This window comes from Nocardioides proteolyticus (assembly GCF_051280635.3).
GTDB lineage: Bacteria > Actinomycetota > Actinomycetes > Propionibacteriales > Nocardioidaceae > Nocardioides.
The window spans coordinates 140,030-157,654 of the sequence record NZ_JBNBPO030000003.1; the positions used below are offsets into that span (position 1 = coordinate 140,030).

The following is a 17,625-nucleotide window of genomic DNA, read 5'->3' on the forward strand; positions in this document are numbered from 1 at the left end:
GCTACAGGCCGGGGCGCACCACGGCCCATCGCCGCGCCACCTCGCCCGGCGGCGACGCGGCCCCGGGCAGAACCGGACCAACTTGTACCCTGCCCGCATGGCTGAATCCGCCGACACCGCGCCGACCCCCGCGGGCCCGGTCCCCGACGCCGACCCGGCCTACCGCGAGGCGGTCGTCGACCTGCTCGGCGTGATCGCCTACGGCGAGATCTCGGCGTTCGAGCGGCTGGCCGAGGACGCCAAGCTGGCGCCGACCGTCGCCGACAAGCTCGACCTGGCCACGATGGCCAGCGAGGAGATCGCGAAGGTGCAGGCGCTGCACGACCGGATCCGCGCGCTCGGCGGGGACCCGTTCGAGGCGATGGCGCCGTTCCGCGAGCCGATCGACGAGTTCCACCGGCACACCGCGCCGTCGGACTGGCACGAGGGCCTGGTCAAGGCGTACGTCGGCGACGGGCTGGCCAACGACTTCTACCGCGAGATCGCGGCCTACCTCGACCCGGACACCCGCGACCTCGTCGTCTCCTCCATGCAGGAGGGGCAGCACGCCGCCTTCGTCGTCGACCGGGTCCGTTCCGGCATCGCGCACGACCCACGCCTCGGCGGCCGGCTCGCACTGTGGGGTCGGCGCCTGATGGGCGAGGCGCTCACCCAGGCGCAGCGCGTGGCCGCCGACCGCGACGCGCTGTCCGCGCTGCTCGCCGGCGGCGTCGACCGCCCGGGCCTCGATCTCGCCGCGCTCGGCCGGATGTTCACCCGGCTCACCGAGCGGCACAGCGTGCGCATGGGTGAGCTGGGCCTGGACCCGTGACCGGGCCGTGACCGACCCGGTCGCGACGCCGCAGCCCGCCCCGGCCGGACAGGAGGGCCACGCCGAGGCGTCCGGAGCGTCGAAGGCGGAGCGCACCCGCGCCCGGCTGCGCGAGATCGCGCTGCGGCACTTCGTCGAGCACGGCGTCGACGGTGCCAACGTGCCGCGGATCGCCGCGGAGGCGGGGGTCACGGAGCGCACGTTCTACCGGCACTTCGCGACCAAGGACGAGGTGCTCTTCGGGGACCTGGTCACCCGGCTCGACTGGTTCCACGACGCCGTCCGGGCACGACCCGACGACGAGGACGTCGTCCAGTCCGTGCTGGTCGCGCTCGGCTCGGCTCCGATCGACATGCGGCTGATGGTCGAGATCGCCCGGCTGCGCGCCGAGCTGCTGAGCCCGGACCGCATCGAGCGCACCTACCGGGACCGCCAGGCCGCGATGGCCCGCGAGCTGCGCGCGCTCTTCACAGACCGCGGAGTCGACGAGCTCGCTGCCGCCGTACACGCCGAGGTGGTGGCGGGTGCGGTCTTCGCCGCGCTGACCGTGTGGACCGAGGCCCCACCGCCGCACGACCTGCGGCGGCTCGGCGAGCTCACCGCCGCCGCGCTCGACCGGGTCCGCCCCGCCCTGGGCTGACCGGCGCCGAAACCTGCCACCTCGCGGTGCGAGACCTGCCACCTCGCGGTGCGAGACCTGCCACCTCGTGGTGCAAAACGTGCCACCTCGTGGTGCGAGACCTGCCACCTCGCGGTGCAAAACGTGCCACCTCGTGGGGCGGCAACCTGGCTAGTAGCCGACGTCGAGGGTGACGTGCTCCCACTCGTCGATGGAGGCGGCCAGCTGGGCGAGCTTCTCGCGGGTGGCCTGGAGGACGTCGGCGCCGAGCAGGAGGCGGAGCGGGGGCTCCTCGAGCCGGGTGAGCATGACGACGGCGGCGGCCAGCTTGCGCGGGTCGCCGGGGAGGTGGTCGGCGAAGGCCCGGATCAGGTCCTTGCGGGCGCCGACGTCGGCGGCGTAGTCGTCGATCGGTGTCGCCGCCTCCTTCATCGACCGCTTCGCCCAGTCGGTGCGGAACCCGCCCGGCTCGATCGCCGTCACCTTGATGCCGAGCGGCGCGACCTCCTTGGCCAGCGCCTCGGTCAGCGCCTCCAGGGCGAACTTGGTGGAGGAGTAGTAGGCGTTCGGCGGGTTGGCGACCAGGCCGGTCATCGAGGAGATGTTGACCACGTGGCCCGAGCCGCGCGCCCGCATGCCCGGGAGCACCGCCTTGATCATGTCCACGGCGCCGAAGTAGTTGGTGTCGAAGAGCCGGCGCACCTCCGCGTCGTCCCCCTCCTCGACGGCGGCGAGGTAGCCGTAGCCGGCGTTGTTGACCAGCACGTCGACGCCGCCCCAGGCCTGTTCGACCGCGTCGACGGCGGCCCACACCTGGCCCTCGTCCGTCACGTCCAGGGGTACGACGAGCGCCCGGTCGCCGTGCGCGGAGAAGTCCTGGACCGCCTCGACGGACCGGGCGGTGACGCAGACGCGGTCGCCGGCCTCCAGGGCGGCGCGGGCGATCTCGCGGCCGATGCCGGTCGAGCAGCCGGTGACCAGCCACCGGCGCGCGTCGCTCACCGGGCCACCCCCTCGGGCAGCCGGCGCAGGTAGCCGCGGCGCCGCTCGTCGAGCTGGGCGGCCCGCTCGGCCGCATCGACGCGGGAAGCGTCGGGCAGCACCCGGTCGAGCTCGTCGAGGTCGACGACCCGGCCGGTCGCGGCGAGGTCGGGCGTGGCGCCGCCCTCGGGGAACTCCGCCATCCGCAGGGTGAGGATGCCCTCGAGCAGCCCGTCGGTGTCGAGCCAGTTGTGGAGACCGGGGTCCTCTGCGGCGATCACGTAGGTGTAGCTGCCGTCGGGGTTGGGCCGCGACTGCGCTTTGTTGAGGCTGCCGGTGCGGTCGTAGACGTCGAGGGTGGTCCCCCAGACGTTGGAGAGCGGCACCGTGAAGTACTCCGCTCCGCCGTCGCGGACGTCGACCACGAACGCCTGCCCCGGCTCGAGCAGGAACCGCCCGGCGACGTACACCTGGCCCTTCATCGCGCCGTGCTGCTCGGCCGACCACGCCAGCGAGAAGTGGTTGGGCGGCAGCTTGTACATCCCGTGCGAGAGCTTGCCGGTGAAGTCGGCGAAGTGCGCCATCATCGCCGCGGTCCGCTCGGCCTGCTCGTCGCGCGTCAGCGGCGGCACCCCGGGGTCGCCGCCGAGCCGCACGACCTCCAACGCGTTGGGGTCGTCGACCGACCAGTCGAGGAGCACGTCGCGGATGTAGAGCTCGTGGGCGGTGGGTCCGCTGCGGATGTGGTTGGCCCGGCCGCTGGCGGGCGCGCTGTCCACCGTGATCACGAACGAGCCGTCGTCCTCGACGTGCATCCGGCGGCCGTCCACCACGTCGATGGTGCCCATCTGCCGGTCCCAGAGGGTGAAGTAGTTCTCCGTCATCCGGTGCGGGCCCACCCGGCCGCGGATCTCGTAGCGCTCGTCGCCGCTGATCGGCACCACCCGGTAGACCGTGTCGGGGTTGTCGATGCCCCAGCGCGACCCCGGCACCCGGTGCCCGCCGACCTCGTGGGCGAGCCGGGTGATGCAGATCGACCGCGGGCGCAGCGGGTCCTGGTTGGCCGACCACACCGCGGCGGAGAACATCACCTCCTCGTACGCCGCCTCGAACCGCTCCCGCATCGCGGCCGAGGCCTTGGCGCGCCCGAGCCAGGTCTCGGCGACGGAGGCGTACGCCGCCCGCACGGTGGGGTGCTGCACCAGGTCGAGCGCGGCCAGCTCGTGCTCGTGCTGCTCGGCGGTCGCCACGGGATGGGGATCGGTCATGGCGCGACGCTAGCGGGATCTCGGCGAAAATGTCAGGACTGACATCGATTCGCCGTAGGGTGGCGCCGTGGTCGACAGTGCGCGCCTGATCGAGAACCTGCTCTACACCTACGCCGAGCGGATCGACGCCGGCGACCTCGACGGGGTGGCCGACCTGTTCCGCCACGGCCGGATCCACGGGCAGGAGGGTGGCCCGCCGGGCACCGTCTTCGAGGGGCGCGACGGGGTGCGCGGGCTCTACGAGATGGCGACCCGTCTGCACGGCCCGACGCCGCTCACCCGCCACGTCACCACCAACGCGATCATCGAGGTCGACGAGGCGGCCGGCACGGCGAGCAGCCGGTCGTCGTACACGGTGCTGCAGGCGACGCCCGACCTCCCGCTCCAGGTGATCGTGGCCGGCCGCTACCGCGACACGTTCCACGTCGTCGACGGCGCCTGGTGGTTCGACACCCGCACGATGTACGTCGACCTGGCCGGCGACCTCAGCCACCACCTGAAGTTCTGAGAGGCGCGCGATGGACCTGGGGAACGACGACCAGCAGCCGGTGGGCTCGCCCTTCGGCGCCACGAGCACCGCGGCGGAGGTGCTCGCCGGCGTGGATCTCGCCGGCCGGCTGGCGGTGGTCACCGGCGGCTACTCCGGGATCGGTCTGGCCACCGTCGCCGCCCTCGCCGAGGCGGGCGCCGAGGTGCTGGTGCCGGCCCGGCGCCCGGCGGAGGCGCGGGAGGCGCTGGCAGGGGTGCCCGGCGCGTCGCGGGTCACCGTCGCCGCGATGGACCTCGCCGACCAGGCCAGCGTCGCGGCGTGGGCCGACGGCGTGCTGGCGGCCGGCCGCCCGGTGGACGTCGTGATCGGCAACGCCGGGGTGATGGCCACCCCCGAGACGCGGGTCGGACCGGGGTGGGAGCTGCAGCTGGCGACCAACCACCTGGGCCACTTCGCGCTCGTCGCGCGGCTGTGGCCGCTCCTGGTCGCCGCCCGGGACGCGCGCGTGGTGAGCGTGTCGTCGCTGGGGCACCACCACTCGCCGATCCGCTGGGACGACCCGGGGTTCGAGCGCGGCTACGACAAGTGGCAGGCCTACGGCCAGTCCAAGACGGCCAACATCCTCTTCGCCCGGCACCTGGCCAGGGTGGGAGCGCCGTACGGCGTGCGGGCGTACTCCCTGCACCCCGGGGCGATCCTCACCTCCCTCGGCAAGCACATGACCGAGCAGGACCTCGACGAGGTGCTGGTGAGGGACGCCTCCGGCAACCTCGCGCTGCCCGAGTTCAAGACGCCCGCGCAGGGCGCCGCGACGTCCGTCTTCGCCGCCACCTCGCCGTTGCTGGCCGACCGCAGCGGGTGCTACCTGGAGGACTGCGACGTCGCCGGGTACGCCGACGCGGAGGGCCTGCGCGACACGGGGGTCAAGCGCTACGCGGTCGATCCCGACGAGGCGGCGCGGCTGTGGGACTGGTCCGCGACGGCGACGGGCGTGGCTCCGGGCTGAGCGGCGGACGCGGGCCGCCAGCCGGGAGGTCCGAAGACGTAGCCCAGCTTGGCGCGCAGCGTCGGCGCGCGACGCACGTCGCGGACGATGGCGACGTACTCGTGGGTCTGGATGGTCAGCAGGTTCGTGCTCCCGACCGGCGTGGTCAGGCCGTAGGTGGGCCGGTGGAGCTCGGGCTGGAAGGAGCCGAAGAGGCGGTCCCAGACGATCAGGATGCCGCCGTAGTTGCGGTCGAGGTACTCCGGGTCGCTGCCGTGGTGCACCCGGTGGTGCGACGGGGTGTTGAAGACCAGCTCCACCGGCCACCAGAGCCGGCTGACCCGCTCGGTGTGCACGAAGAACTGGTAGACGAGGCTGATCGAGAAACCGAGGAAGACCAGGGCGGGCGGCACGCCCAGCGCGGGCAGGGGCGCCCAGAACACCAGCTCGTGGGAGTTGTTCCACTTCTGGCGCAGGGCGGTGGCGAAGTTGAAGTACTCGCTGGAGTGGTGGGCCTGGTGGGTGGCCCACACCAGGCGGACGCGGTGCGCGACCCGGTGTGCCCAGTAGAAGGTGAAGTCGACGCCGAGCACGGCGATCGCCCAGGTCCACCAGCGGTCGGCCGGCAGCTGCCACGGCGCGACGTAGGCGAAGAGCAGGGAGAAGGCGACCAGGCCGAGTGCCTTCCACGCGGTCATCGTGAACACCGACACCGCGCCGGCGCCGAGGCTGGCCAGGGCGTCGCTGCGGTCGTAGCCGCCGCGCCCCGGACGGGCGCGCGCCTCGGCGCCCGCGTCGGCGCCCGCGTCGGCGGGGGAGGCGGCGGCTGCCGGCTGCTCGTCCTCCAGGAGCCGGGCGGCGAGCGCCTCGATCGCGATGAACAGCAGGAAGAACGGCGCGGCGAGCGCGACGGGGTCGCGCACCGGCTCGGGGATCGAGTGCCACAGGTCGGCGAGCACGGGTCCTCCTTCGGGCCGGGATATGACTTCGCGGTAAGTTACCATGAGGTCAATTCGTGCGCTAGGTTGTGGCCATGACGTCCGCCGCCGCCGGCACCGCCCGCCGCACCGGCACCAAGGGCGTCGCCCGGGCCGCGCGCGAGGAGCAGATCGTCGAGGTCGCGGGCCGGATCTTCGGCGAGCGCGGCTTCGCGGCCACCTCGGTCGTCGACGTCGCCGAGCGCGCCGGCATCTCCAAGCCGCTGATCTACAACTACTTCGGCTCCAAGGAGGGCCTCTTCGAGCGGTGCCTGCGCGACGCCACCGACCTGCTGATCGCGGAGATCGAGCGCTCCGCGCAGCTCGGGCACGTCGGGTTGACCCGGGCCCTGGTCACGCTCGAGGGCGTCTTCGGCGTGCTGGAGGCCCGCCCGTGGGCGTGGCGGGTGACCCGGGACCCGACGGCGCCCGGCACGCCCGGAGTGGCGGCGGTGCGGGCGTCGTACCAGCGCCGGCTCGACGCGCTCGCCGAGGAGGGCGTCGGGGAGCTGATGACCCTCGCCGGCGACGACGACCCGCTCGACGTCTCGGCGATGATCGCCGTGTGGAGCAGCGTCTTCGACGCGCTGGTGACCTGGTGGTCCGAGCACCCCGACGTGAGCTCCGCCGCGATGGCCGAGCGGTGCGCACGGCTGTTCGCCGCCGTGCTGGGCCCCGCGGTCAGGTAGGGCAGCTCCACGCGAGGCCGGCTCGGAGGGCGCCCGGGGCCGGCTGCCGCCACCCCGTGGGTGCTGCCGGATGTGGGCCGCCCGTCGGTCTAGGCTGACCGGACGACAAGCCGTCCGCCCCAGCACCCCCAGGAGCAGCACACGTGGCAGCGATCGAAGCCGTCGGCGCCCGCGAGATCCTCGACTCGCGCGGCAACCCCACCGTCGAGGTCGAGGTCCTCCTCGACGACGGGTCCTTCGCCCGGGCGGCCGTGCCCAGCGGCGCCTCGACCGGCGCCTTCGAGGCGGTCGAGCTCCGCGACGGCGGTGAGCGCTACGCCGGCAAGGGCGTGCAGCAGGCCGTGGAGGCCGTGATCCAGACCCTCGGACCGGCGATCGAGGGTCTCGACGCCGCCGACCAGCGGCTGATCGACCAGACCATGCTCGAGGTCGACGGCACGCCCAACAAGGCCAAGGCCGGCGCCAACGCGATCCTCGGCGTCTCCCTGGCCGTCGCCCGCGCCGCCGCCGACTCCGCCGACCTGCCGCTCTACCGCTACGTCGGCGGGCCCAACGCCTACCTGCTGCCGGTGCCGATGATGAACATCCTCAACGGCGGCGCCCACGCCGACACCAACGTCGACATCCAGGAGTTCATGATCGCGCCGATCGGTGCGCCGAGCTTCCGCGAGGCGCTGCGGATGGGCGCGGAGGTCTACCACGCCCTGAAGTCGGTGCTCAAGGGACGCGGCCTGGCGACCGGCGTCGGCGACGAGGGCGGCTTCGCGCCCGACCTGGAGTCCAACCGCGCGGCGCTCGACCTGATCGCCGAGGCGATCGGCGCGGCCGGCTACGAGCTGGGCAAGGACATCGTCCTCGCGCTCGACGTCGCGGCGTCGGAGTTCTGCGAGGACGGCAGCTACACCTTCGAGGGGGCGGCGAAGACCGCCGACGAGATGATCGCCTACTACGGCGAGCTCGTGGCGTCGTACCCCATCGTCTCGATCGAGGACCCGCTCGACGAGGACGACTGGGAGGGCTGGAAGGCCATCACCGACGCCCTCGGCGCGAAGACCCAGCTGGTCGGCGACGACCTGTTCGTCACCAACGTCGAGCGGCTGCAGCGGGGGATCTCCGGCGGCCAGGCCAACGCGCTGCTGGTGAAGGTCAACCAGATCGGCTCGCTGACCGAGACCCTGGACTCCGTCGACCTCGCGCACCGCAACGGCTTCCGCTGCATGATGAGCCACCGCTCGGGCGAGACCGAGGACACCACGATCGCCGACCTCGCGGTGGCGACCAACTGCGGCCAGATCAAGACCGGCGCCCCGGCCCGGTCCGAGCGGGTCGCGAAGTACAACCAGCTGCTGCGCATCGAGGACGAGCTGGGCGACGCCGCGCGGTACGCCGGCGCGGCCGCCTTCCCGCGCTTCCAGGGCTGACCGGAGGAGCCAGTGGCCGGGTCATCGGGCGAGCGTCGTACCTCGCGCAAGCCGGGCCGCCCCGTGCGGGGGCGGTCCGGCCCGCGGTACGCCGAGCGACTGAAGGCCGAGCGCAAGAAGGCCGCCCGTGAGCGGCAGGCGGCGCTGGTGCGCGCCCGCGCCGAGCACAAGCAGCGGTCCCGCCTGACCGGTCGCGCCGCCATCCTGGTGCTGGTCCTCGCCGTGCTGGCGGTCTCCTACGCCTCGTCGTTGCGGGCCTACCTGCAGCAGCGCAGCCACATCGAGCAGCTGGAGTCGCAGATCGCCGAGCGCAAGGCCGACATCGCCGAGCTGCGGCTCGAGAAGGCGCGGTGGGAGGACCCCTGGTACGTCGCCGGCCAGGCCCGGGCGCTCGGCTACGTGGCGAAGGGCGAGACGCCGTACGTCGTGGTCGACGAGGACGGGGAGCCGCTCGACGCGAGCGCCGAGCTCGGCGATCCCGCCTCGGTCGACGACCCCGACGACCGGGTCTGGTACGAGGACGCCTGGGACTCGATGAAGATCGCCGGCAACCCGCCGACGAAGGTGCGCGACCCGCGCGACCGGATCGAGGCACCGGCCGACGACGTGCGCCCGGAGGACGGCGACTAGTGCCTGCCGAGGCCCGTCCCACCGACGAGGCGGTGATCGCCGCCCAGCTCGGCCGGCCCCCGCGTGGTGTGCACGCGGTCGGCCACCGCTGCCCGTGCGGCAACCCCGACGTGGTCACCACGGAGCCGCGGCTGCCCAACGGCACGCCGTTCCCGACGACGTACTACCTGACGTGCCCGCGGGTGAACTCCCGGATCGGCACCCTCGAGGCCTCCGGGCTGATGCGCGAGATGCAGGACCGGCTCGGCGCGGACCCCGAGCTCGCGGCGGCCTATCGCGCCGCCCACGAGGCCTACCTCGCCGACCGTGCGGCGGTCGGGCAGGCGTGCGGGATCGGCGACGTCCCGGAGATCGAGGGCATCTCGGCCGGCGGGATGCCCGACAGGGTGAAGTGCCTGCACGTGCTGGCCGCCCACGCGCTCGCCGCGGGGCCCGGCGTGAACCCGCTCGGTGACGAGGTGCTGGCGCTGCTCGGCGACTTCTGGGCGACCGGGCCGTGCGTCGACGTGGCCGAGGCCGCGGACCGTGGCTGAGCCTCGCACGGTTGCGGCGATCGACTGCGGCACCAACACCATCAAGCTGCTGCTCGGCGACCCTGCGGGCGACCCGGCGGGCGTCGTACGCGAGAGCCGGATGGTGCGGCTGGGCCAGGGCGTCGACGCGACCGGCCGGCTCGCGCCCGAGGCGCTGGGTCGAGCCTTCGCCGCGATCGACGAGTACGCCGCCCTGGTCCGGGACGCCGGCGCGACCCGGATCCGGTTCTGCGCGACGTCCGCGACCCGCGACGCCGACAACGCCGCGGAGTTCACGAGGGGGGTCCGGGAGCGGCTCGGCGTCGAGCCGGAGGTCCTCTCGGGCGAGGAGGAGGCGCGGCTGGCCTTCGACGGCGCCGTGCGGGGGCTCGGTGCGGTGCCGCTCGCGGCGCCGACGCTCGTCTACGACATCGGCGGCGGCTCCACCGAGCTGATCCTCGGCGACCCGGCGAGCGGGCCCACGGGCGCGCACTCGATGGACATCGGCTCCGTCCGGCTGCACGAGCGCCACGTGCGCACCGACCCTCCGACGGCCGACGAGCTGGCCGCGGTCGTCGCCGACATCGACGCCGCGCTCGACGGCTCCCCGGTCGATCCCGGCTCGGCGGCCTCGGTCGTCGGGATCGCCGGCACCAACACCACCCTCGCCGCCGGCGCCCTGGGCCTGGAGGTCTACGACCGGGACCGGATCCACGGCCAGGAGGTGCCGGTCGCCGACTTCCTGGCGCAGGTCGAGCGGCTGCTGCCGATGGCCGTGGCCGAGCGCCGCAGCCTCGGCTGGATGCACCCCGGCCGCGCCGACGTCATCGACGCCGGCGCCCTCGTCGCCGCCCGGATCCTGCGCCGCGTCTCCGTCCCCTCCCTCCTCCTCGCCGAGACGGACATCCTCGACGGCATCGCCTGGTCCCTCCTCCCCACTCCCTGACCTCGCCCCCCACCCTCCCCTCCCACGAGGTGGGAGGTTCTGGCACGCGAGGTGGGAGGTTTTGGCGCGCGAGGTGGGAGGTTTCGGTGCACGAGGTGGCGGGTTGTGGTCCGCGAGGTGGCGGGTTCCGGCGCGCGAAGTGGCGGGTTGTGGTCCGGCACGTGGCAGCTTCCGGTCCGCGAAGCGATGGCTTCCGGCGTACGACGTGGAAGGTCGTCCCGCGCCCGGCGCGCAGGGCGTCTCGGTGCCCGCACGGTTCGGCCACCTTGCGGTGGGGAGCCTGCCGCTTCGCGGACCGAAACGTGCCACTTCGTGCGCCACAACGTCCCACCTCGTGCGCCACAACGTCCCACCTCGCGCGCCAGAACCTCCCACCTCGTGCGCCGAAACCTCCCACCTCGTGGGATCTTCGGGGGTCGGGCAGGATCGAGGGGTGAGTACGACGGCGGGCGGGGCGGGCGCGGAGGGGGCGGAGGCGCTCGGCCGACTGGACGAGCGGATCACCCGGTGCCGCCGTTGCCCGCGGCTGGTGCGGTGGCGGGAGCAGGTGGCCCGGGAGAAGCGGGCGGCGTTCGCCGACGAGGAGTACTGGGGTCGTCCGGTGCCCGGCTTCGGGCCGGCCGACGCGCGGATCCTCGTGGTCGGACTCGCACCGGCGGCGCACGGGGCCAACCGGACCGGCCGGCTCTTCACCGGCGACCGCTCGGGCGACTGGCTGTTCGCCTCGATGCACCGCGTCGGGCTGGCCAGCCAGCCGACCAGCACCCACGTGGGCGACGGCCTGGAGCTGTACGACGCCCGGGTCGTCTCCGCGGTGCGCTGCGCACCGCCGGCCAACAAGCCCACGCCCGAGGAGCGCGACCGCTGCGCGCCGTGGCTCGACAAGGAGCTGCGCATCCTGGCGCCGGGGGTGCGGGTCGTGGTCGCGCTGGGGTCGTTCGGCTGGGACGCCTCGCTGCGGGCGACCGCCGACGCCGGGTGGACGGTGCCCCGGCCGCGGCCGCGGTTCGGGCATGCGGCCGAGGTGGTGCTGCACCGGCCGGTGGGCCCCCGCCGGGCGGGTCGCACCGAGGAGGTCGTGCTGCTCGGCTGCTTCCACCCGAGCCAACACAACACCTTCACCGGTCGGCTGACCGAGCCGATGACCGACGCGGTGTTCGCCCGGGCGGCTGAGCTCGCGGGCGGCGGGCTGGGATGATGGCCGGGTGAGCGCCGACCTCCACGCCGTCACCGTCCTCGGCCACGACCGCCCGGGCATCATCGCCGCCGCGACGGCCGGTCTGGCCGAGCTGGGGCTCAACGTCGAGGACTCGACGATGACCCTCCTCCGGGGCCACTTCGCGATGATGCTGCTCTGCCGCGGGAGCGCGACCCGTCCGCAGATCGAGGACGCGCTGGCGCCCCTCGTCGCGGGCGGTGACCTCGACGTGGCGGTCCGTCCGGTCACCGACGAGCCGACGCCCGCGGCGGCGGGCTCCCACTGGGTGCTCACCGTGCACGGCGGCGACCGGCCCGGCATCGCGTCCGCGGTGCTCGCCGAGATCGCCGCCGCCGGCGGCAACATCACCGACCTCACGACGCGGCTGTCCGGCGAGCTCTACCTCCTCGTCGCCGAGCTGGAGCTGCCGGCCGACGCCGACGCCGCGGGAGTGGAGACCGCGACCAAGGCGGCCGCGGAGCGGCTCGGCGTGTCCGCGACGCTGCGCGCCGTCGAGGCCGACGAGCTGTGAGCGACCCTGCCGCCGGCAGCGCTCGCCTCGCGGCATGGACCGAGTCCGAGCTCGGGACGGAAGGTCGCCTGCGTGAGGTCGTCGTGGCCCCGAGCGACGGGCTGGCCCGGCGCGGCGACGACGTCGACCCTGCCGACCCCGCGGTGGTCCAGCTCGCGGCCGACCTGGTCGCCACGATGCGGGTGAGCCCCGGCTGCGTCGGACTGGCCGCCAACCAGGTCGGCGTCGGGTCGCGGGTCTTCTGCGTCGACGTCAGCGCCCACCCGAAGGCCCGCACCGCCCACGGCACCTTCGTCCTCTGCAACGCCGAGGTGGTCGCCTCGTCCCGCAACGAGAAGGCGCGCGAGGGCTGCATGAGCGTGCCCGACCTGACCGGCGACGTGAAGCGCGCGACCCGGCTCACCGTGCGAGGCCGCCTGCCCGGCACGGGGGAGGAGGTCGTCTTCGACACCGACGCCTTCGAGGCCCGCGCCGTGCAGCACGAGATCGACCACACCGACGGCCTCCTGTTCGTCGACCGCGTGGCTGGCGCCCACGCGATCTATCCTCGCCAGACGTACCTGTGACGCCCCCGTATCCCAACCGGCAGAGGAAGTCGCCTTAAAAGCGACGCAGTGTGGGTTCGACCCCCACCGGGGGCACCCGCTTGACTTCAAGCCCACCTGAAGCAGCACGCTGAGGCCATGCACGATCACCACCTCGAGGAGAAGTCGCTCGCCGAGCTGCGCGAGGCGCTCACGGCAGAGTTCTGGGACGAGCGGTACGCCGGCAGCGACCGCGTCTGGAGCGGGCGACCCAACGCCCGGCTCGTCGAGCAGACCGCCGACCTGACGCCGGGCACCGCGCTCGACGTCGCCTGCGGCGAAGGAGCCGACGCCGTGTGGCTGGCGCAGCAGGGCTGGAAGGTGACGGCCCTCGACGTCTCCGAGGTGGCCCTCGAACGCGTCGCCGCGCACGCCGAGGACGCCGGTGTCGAGTCGCGGCTGCGGATCGGCTTCTACGACGCCCTCGAGGACCCGCGCCCCGCCGGCCGGCGCACCTTCGACCTGGTCACGGTGAGCTTCCTCCACGTCCCGGTGCCCGACTTCGACCGGATCTACCGAGGGATCGCCGACGCGGTGGCGCCCGGTGGCCGGCTGCTCGTCACGGCCCACCACCCGCACGACGTGGAGAGCGGGGCCCGCCACGACCACGGCCCGGGGCTGCTGTTCGGTCCCGAGCGCGTGCTGGCCACGCTGGGGGTGCACGAGCCGGGCTCGCCCTGGGAGGTCGAGGTCGCGGAGACGCCGACCCGGCAGCAGCCGGGGCCGGACGGCCCGATGACGGTGCGTGACACGGTGGTGCGCCTGCGCCGCAGGTGACGGGCGGCGCTGTGCGCGGTACGTTGCCGCGGTGAGACCTAGAACACGTTCTATTGGTCGGCGGGTCGCGGTCGCCGCTCTGGCGACGGCGCTGGTCGCCGGCATGGCGTCCGTGGCCGCCGCCACGCCGAGCCATCGGAACGCCCCGAGCACCCCCAACGCACAGGCCGCAGCACCGCACCCCGCCGGCGTCGTACACGCCGAGGGCGACCAGGGCCCGCCGCAGCTGCGCCGGCAGGGCCGGTGGCTGGTCGACCAGCACGGCCGGGTGGTGATCCTGCACGGCTTCAACCTGGTGTGGAAGCTGGATCCCTACGTGCCGCCGGACTCGGCGGAGGGTTTCACCGTCTCCGACGCCGAGTGGCTCGAACGGCACGGCTTCAACGGCGTGCGACTCGGCACCCTGTGGGCGGGGATCACGCCGGAGGCGCCCGGCAAGGGCGACCCGACCTACCGCGACCGGTGGCAGCGCGTCATCGACATGCTGGCCGAGCGCGGCATCTGGATGCAGCTCGACATGCACCAGGACCAGTGGCACGAGACGTACGGCGGCGAGGGTGTCCCCGACTGGGCCGTGCACCGGCCCGCCGTCCTCAACCTCCTCCCGCCGTTGAACGCGCCGTTCCCGATCGGCTACTGGACCCCGGAGAACTCCCTGGTCTTCGACCAGTTCTGGGCCGACAAGCACGGCGGGATCGGCCACTGGGCACAGGCCTGGCAGGTCGCGGCGGGCTGGTGGCGCGACCAGCCCTACCTGGCCGGCTACGACCTGATGAACGAGCCCTGGATGGGACTCGAGTGGCTCTCCTGCCTCACCAACGGCTGCCCCGGGTCCTACCGCAAGGAGCTGCAGCCGGCGTACGAGCGCGTCACCCGGGCCATCCGCGAGGTCGACCCGCGCAACATCGTCTGGTGGGAGCCGCAGCAGCTTGCCGGCGGCCAGAAGGTGCCCACCTTCCTCGAGCCGATGGCGGGGGAGACGCAGCTGGGCTACTCCTGGCACAACTACTGCCCCGACGTCTTCCTCGAGTCCCAGGGACTGCCCCTCGGCGACGTGGAGAACTGCTGGGCCTACAGCGCCGAGCGCAACCGCAGCGCGATCGCGCAGGCCGAGCGAATGGACGCGGCGCCGATGATGAGCGAGTGGGGTGCCACCGACAACGTGCGCGCGATCGAGGTCGACGCCGCGGTCGCCGACGACCACCTGATCGGCTGGACCCACTGGGCCTACAAGCAGTGGCAGGACCCGACGACGGCCGACGAGGCGCAGGGGATGTTCCGCGACGACACCGACTTCTCGTCCGTCAAGCAGGACAAGCTCGCCGTCCTCGTGCGCACGTACGCGCAGTCGACGGCAGGTGAGCCGCTCGCCATGAGGTTCGACCCGGGCACCGGGGCGTTCCGCTACCGCTACCGTCCCGACGCCCGGATCGCCCAGCCGACGGAGATCTTCGTCAGCCCGCTGCACTACCCCGACGGCTACGACGTCCGGGTCAGCAACGGCGTGTGGGAGGCCGGACCCGGCGACCGCCTGCTGGTGAGGCCGCAGACGCCCACCGAGGAGGTGCTCGTCGAGGTGGTGGCGCGATGAGACCGGGAACGTTCCGGGAGTGCCGGACGTTCCCATGTCAACGAGCCACCTAGACTTGAGGCGGCGGGCCTGCCACCGTGGCAGCGTCCCTACTCGGAAGCCTGCGGAGGAGACCATGCAGAGCAACAACCCGGTGTTCCGGCGGTCGGAGGAGTTCAACCGCTCGAACGCCTACGGCAACCCGACCTATCAGGGCAACGGCGCGCCCTACCAAGGCTACGGCGCTCCGCAGGGCAACTACCAGGGCTACGCACCGCCCGCCCAGGGGTACGACGAGCAGGGCCGCCTCGTCGCGCCGCCGGCTCAGACCGGTGGCGGACGGATGACCATCGACACGGTCGTCCAGAGCACGGCGATCACGCTCGGCGTGGTGCTGCTGGTCGCGACCGCGACCTGGTTCCTCACCCCGCCGATCGAGGACGAGGCGGCCGTCGGCACGCTCGGCCTCGCCGTGATGCTGGGTGCCGGTGCCGCGTTCATCCTGTCGCTGGTCAACTCGTTCAAGCGGATCGTCAGCCCGGGCCTGGTCATCGCGTTCGCGGTCGCCGAGGGAGTGGCGCTCGGTGCGCTGAGCAAGCTCTACGACGCGATCTTCTACAACAGCGACACGCCGGGCGGCATCGTGCTGCAGGCCGTCGTCGGTACCTTCGCCGCCTTCGCGGGCACCCTGGCTGCCTACAAGTTCTTCGACATCAAGGTCGGCAACAAGTTCCGCACCTTCGTCATCGCGGCGATGTTCGGCATGGTGGCGCTGGGCCTGATGGAGCTCGTGCTGAGCATGTTCAGCAGCCAGCTCGGCCTGTTCGGGTTCTCGACGCTGGGACTGGTGTTCTCGGTCGCCGGCCTGGTCCTCGGCGTGCTGATGCTGATCCTCGACTTCGACTTCATCGAGCAGGGCATCCGCAACGGCCTGCCGGCGCGTGAGTCGTGGCGGGCGTCGTTCGGCCTGCTCGTGAGCCTGGTCTGGATCTACACCAACCTGCTGCGGATCCTCGCCATCCTCCAGCAGGACTGAGTTCGACGGCGCGAGCGCGGCTCCGGCGCTGAGGAGGGCAGCAAGCTGCCCGTCGGCGCCTCTCGCCGCGCTGCCGCGCTGAGTTTGTTGGCGCGAGCGCGGCTCCGGCGCTGAGGAGGGCAGCAAGCTGCCCGTCGGCGCCTCTCGCCGCGCTGCCGCGCTGAGTTTGTTGGCGCGAGCGCGGCTCCGGCGCTGAGGAGGGCAGCAAGCTGCCCGTCGGCGCCTCTCGCCGCGCTGCCGCGCTGGGCTCGACTGGCGCGAGCGCGGCTCCGGCGCGGAGGAGGGCAGCAAGCTGCCCGTCGGCGCTACCCGCCGCGTCGCATGACGAAGGCCGCCCGGTGCCTCAGCACCGGGCGGCCTTCGTGCGTCCGGACGCCCGACCTCCGCAAGGGAGGCCCAAGCCCCGACTCGCGGGGCGCAAACCCCGACTCGCGGGGCGCAAACCCCGACTCGCGGGGCGGAAACCCCAACTCGGCGGACGGGCAGGGTCAGGCGCTGGCCGGGTCCGAGTCCTGGTCGCGGTCCGCCGCGGCGTCGCCGGTGCTCGGCTGGTCGTGCACCTCGTGCTCCTCGGGCGCCTCGCCCGCGACCGGGCGGCGGCGCCGGCGGTGGCGCAGTTCCACCCAGAGCCCACGGACCCCGGCGCGGCGGCCGGCGACCTCGGTGCCGCCCAGCTCGGTGCCGGGCTCGTTGACCGCCTGCACGGCCGCGCGGCCGATGGGCAGCACGCCCTCGCCGCGGAAGGCCGCCAGCGTGCCCTCCTCCTCGGGCACCTGGCCGAGGGCGGCGAGCACCGACGGGACGAGCACGTTGGCCAGGGCGCGGTAGCCCTCGGCGGACGGGTGGAACTGGTCGGGGCCGAAGAGCAGCGCCGGGGCGGCTGCGAACTCCGGGCCGAGGACGTCGCCGAGCGAGACGGTCCGGCCGCCCTCCTCGACCACCGCGATCGTCTGGGCGGCCGCGAGCCGCCGCGACCAGGCCCGCGCGACCTGGCGGAGCGGGGGAGCGATGGGCTGCACGGTGCCGAGGTCGGGGCAGGTGCCGACGACCGGCGCGGACCCCGCGGCGATCAGCCGTCGCACGCCTTCCGAGAGGTTGCGCACCGAGTGCGAGGGACGGACGGTGTGCGTGACGTCGTTGGCGCCGATCAGGATGATCGCCACGTCGGGCTCGATGAGCAGCGCGCGGTCGACCTGCGCTGCGAGGTCCGACGACTTCGCGCCCACGACGCAGAACTCGCGGAGGTAGACCCGGCGGTCGGCGTACTCCGCGACCGCGCTGGCCACCAGTGCGCCGGGTGTCTCCTCGACCCGGTCCACGCCGTAGCCGGCGGCGCTGGAGTCACCCAGCAGCGCGATCCTGATCGCCGGCCCGGGCCGGCCCCGGCCGTACCAGCCGGTCGCGTCCGGCGGCGGGTCCTCGCGGACCGGCCCGATCGTCTTGCGAGCGAGCCTGGCCTCGGCGGTGAGGACGCCGTAGAGGCCGGCTCCGAGGGCCGAGAGCCCGCCCCCGCCGTACAGGGCGGCGGCAGCCAGCTTGCGAGCGGCGGCGGCTTTCGTCACGGCCCCACTGTACGGATCGCCCGCGTGTGTCCAGCGC

The 17,625-nt window shown here is 73.5% G+C and carries 19 protein-coding genes and 1 tRNA gene; 16 read left to right on the forward strand and 4 right to left on the reverse strand.

The window, feature by feature from the left end; genetic code table 11:
• The first annotated feature begins 97 nt into the window (after positions 1-97).
• Together ACPOLA_RS03025 and ACPOLA_RS03030 are read left to right on the forward strand one after the other, a co-directional pair.
• On the forward strand, positions 98-811 hold the full coding sequence (locus ACPOLA_RS03025; RefSeq protein ID WP_435768908.1) for a ferritin-like fold-containing protein: 714 nt from the start codon (positions 98-100) through the stop codon (positions 809-811).
• Complete coding sequence (locus ACPOLA_RS03030) at positions 789-1,451, forward strand: TetR/AcrR family transcriptional regulator (RefSeq protein WP_435768909.1); 663 nt, start codon at positions 789-791, stop codon at positions 1,449-1,451. The genes ACPOLA_RS03025 and ACPOLA_RS03030 overlap by 23 nt, the downstream gene beginning before the upstream one ends.
• A gap of 150 nt (positions 1,452-1,601) precedes the next feature.
• On the opposite strand, the gene ACPOLA_RS03035 is transcribed toward ACPOLA_RS03030, so the two are convergent.
• The gene (locus ACPOLA_RS03035) at positions 1,602-2,432 is read right to left on the reverse strand and encodes an oxidoreductase (protein WP_435768910.1); all 831 of its coding nucleotides are present in this window, start codon (positions 2,430-2,432) and stop codon (positions 1,602-1,604) included.
• A complete protein-coding gene (locus ACPOLA_RS03040) occupies positions 2,429-3,679 on the reverse strand; it encodes a hypothetical protein (RefSeq protein ID WP_435768911.1) in 1,251 nt (416 codons plus the stop codon). The genes ACPOLA_RS03035 and ACPOLA_RS03040 overlap by 4 nt, the downstream gene beginning before the upstream one ends.
• Before the next feature lie 67 nt (positions 3,680-3,746).
• Between ACPOLA_RS03040 and ACPOLA_RS03045 the strand changes: the two genes are divergently transcribed.
• Positions 3,747-4,187, forward strand: a complete 441-nt coding sequence (locus tag ACPOLA_RS03045; RefSeq protein WP_435768912.1) for a nuclear transport factor 2 family protein — start codon at positions 3,747-3,749, stop codon at positions 4,185-4,187.
• Between the two features lie 10 nt (positions 4,188-4,197).
• The gene (locus tag ACPOLA_RS03050; protein ID WP_435768913.1) at positions 4,198-5,175 is read left to right on the forward strand and encodes an oxidoreductase; all 978 of its coding nucleotides are present in this window, start codon (positions 4,198-4,200) and stop codon (positions 5,173-5,175) included.
• Here the strand turns inward: ACPOLA_RS03050 and ACPOLA_RS03055 are convergent.
• On the reverse strand, positions 5,100-6,113 hold the full coding sequence (locus ACPOLA_RS03055) for a sterol desaturase family protein (RefSeq protein ID WP_435768914.1): 1,014 nt from the start codon (positions 6,111-6,113) through the stop codon (positions 5,100-5,102). The genes ACPOLA_RS03050 and ACPOLA_RS03055 overlap by 76 nt on opposite strands.
• 74 nt (positions 6,114-6,187) lie before the next feature.
• Here ACPOLA_RS03055 and ACPOLA_RS03060 point away from each other — a divergent pair, with 74 nt between their 5' ends.
• The 12 genes from ACPOLA_RS03060 to ACPOLA_RS03115 all read left to right on the forward strand — a co-directional run bounded on the left by ACPOLA_RS03060 (position 6,188) and on the right by ACPOLA_RS03115 (position 16,026).
• A complete protein-coding gene (locus tag ACPOLA_RS03060; protein WP_435768915.1) occupies positions 6,188-6,820 on the forward strand; it encodes a TetR/AcrR family transcriptional regulator in 633 nt (210 codons plus the stop codon).
• Between the two features lie 143 nt (positions 6,821-6,963).
• Positions 6,964-8,241: a phosphopyruvate hydratase gene (eno, locus tag ACPOLA_RS03065; protein WP_435768916.1), complete on the forward strand. Its 1,278-nt coding sequence runs from the start codon at positions 6,964-6,966 to the stop codon at positions 8,239-8,241.
• 12 nt (positions 8,242-8,253) lie between these two features.
• Positions 8,254-8,871: an FtsB family cell division protein gene (locus ACPOLA_RS03070; protein WP_435768917.1), complete on the forward strand. Its 618-nt coding sequence runs from the start codon at positions 8,254-8,256 to the stop codon at positions 8,869-8,871.
• The gene (locus tag ACPOLA_RS03075) at positions 8,871-9,404 is read left to right on the forward strand and encodes a DUF501 domain-containing protein (protein ID WP_435768918.1); all 534 of its coding nucleotides are present in this window, start codon (positions 8,871-8,873) and stop codon (positions 9,402-9,404) included. The genes ACPOLA_RS03070 and ACPOLA_RS03075 overlap by 1 nt, the downstream gene beginning before the upstream one ends.
• Positions 9,397-10,329 (forward strand): Ppx/GppA phosphatase family protein, encoded by a 933-nt coding sequence (locus ACPOLA_RS03080; protein WP_435768919.1) that lies wholly within the window; start codon positions 9,397-9,399, stop codon positions 10,327-10,329. The genes ACPOLA_RS03075 and ACPOLA_RS03080 overlap by 8 nt, the downstream gene beginning before the upstream one ends.
• A 433-nt stretch (positions 10,330-10,762) precedes the next feature.
• Positions 10,763-11,527: a uracil-DNA glycosylase gene (locus ACPOLA_RS03085; RefSeq protein ID WP_435768920.1), complete on the forward strand. Its 765-nt coding sequence runs from the start codon at positions 10,763-10,765 to the stop codon at positions 11,525-11,527.
• A gap of 7 nt (positions 11,528-11,534) precedes the next feature.
• Positions 11,535-12,059 (forward strand): glycine cleavage system transcriptional repressor, encoded by a 525-nt coding sequence (locus ACPOLA_RS03090; protein ID WP_435768921.1) that lies wholly within the window; start codon positions 11,535-11,537, stop codon positions 12,057-12,059.
• On the forward strand, positions 12,056-12,625 hold the full coding sequence (locus tag ACPOLA_RS03095; protein ID WP_435768922.1) for a peptide deformylase: 570 nt from the start codon (positions 12,056-12,058) through the stop codon (positions 12,623-12,625). The genes ACPOLA_RS03090 and ACPOLA_RS03095 overlap by 4 nt, the downstream gene beginning before the upstream one ends.
• A 1-nt stretch (position 12,626) precedes the next feature.
• A tRNA-Leu gene (locus ACPOLA_RS03100) sits at positions 12,627-12,700 on the forward strand.
• A gap of 42 nt (positions 12,701-12,742) precedes the next feature.
• Positions 12,743-13,420 (forward strand): class I SAM-dependent methyltransferase, encoded by a 678-nt coding sequence (locus ACPOLA_RS03105; RefSeq protein WP_435768923.1) that lies wholly within the window; start codon positions 12,743-12,745, stop codon positions 13,418-13,420.
• A gap of 31 nt (positions 13,421-13,451) precedes the next feature.
• Positions 13,452-15,011 (forward strand): cellulase family glycosylhydrolase, encoded by a 1,560-nt coding sequence (locus ACPOLA_RS03110; RefSeq protein ID WP_435768924.1) that lies wholly within the window; start codon positions 13,452-13,454, stop codon positions 15,009-15,011.
• A gap of 115 nt (positions 15,012-15,126) precedes the next feature.
• Complete coding sequence (locus ACPOLA_RS03115) at positions 15,127-16,026, forward strand: Bax inhibitor-1/YccA family protein (protein WP_435768925.1); 900 nt, start codon at positions 15,127-15,129, stop codon at positions 16,024-16,026.
• A gap of 488 nt (positions 16,027-16,514) precedes the next feature.
• Here ACPOLA_RS03115 and ACPOLA_RS03120 read toward each other — a convergent pair whose 3' ends face one another.
• On the reverse strand, positions 16,515-17,588 hold the full coding sequence (locus tag ACPOLA_RS03120; RefSeq protein ID WP_435768926.1) for an SGNH/GDSL hydrolase family protein: 1,074 nt from the start codon (positions 17,586-17,588) through the stop codon (positions 16,515-16,517).
• Positions 17,589-17,625 lie beyond the last annotated feature (37 nt).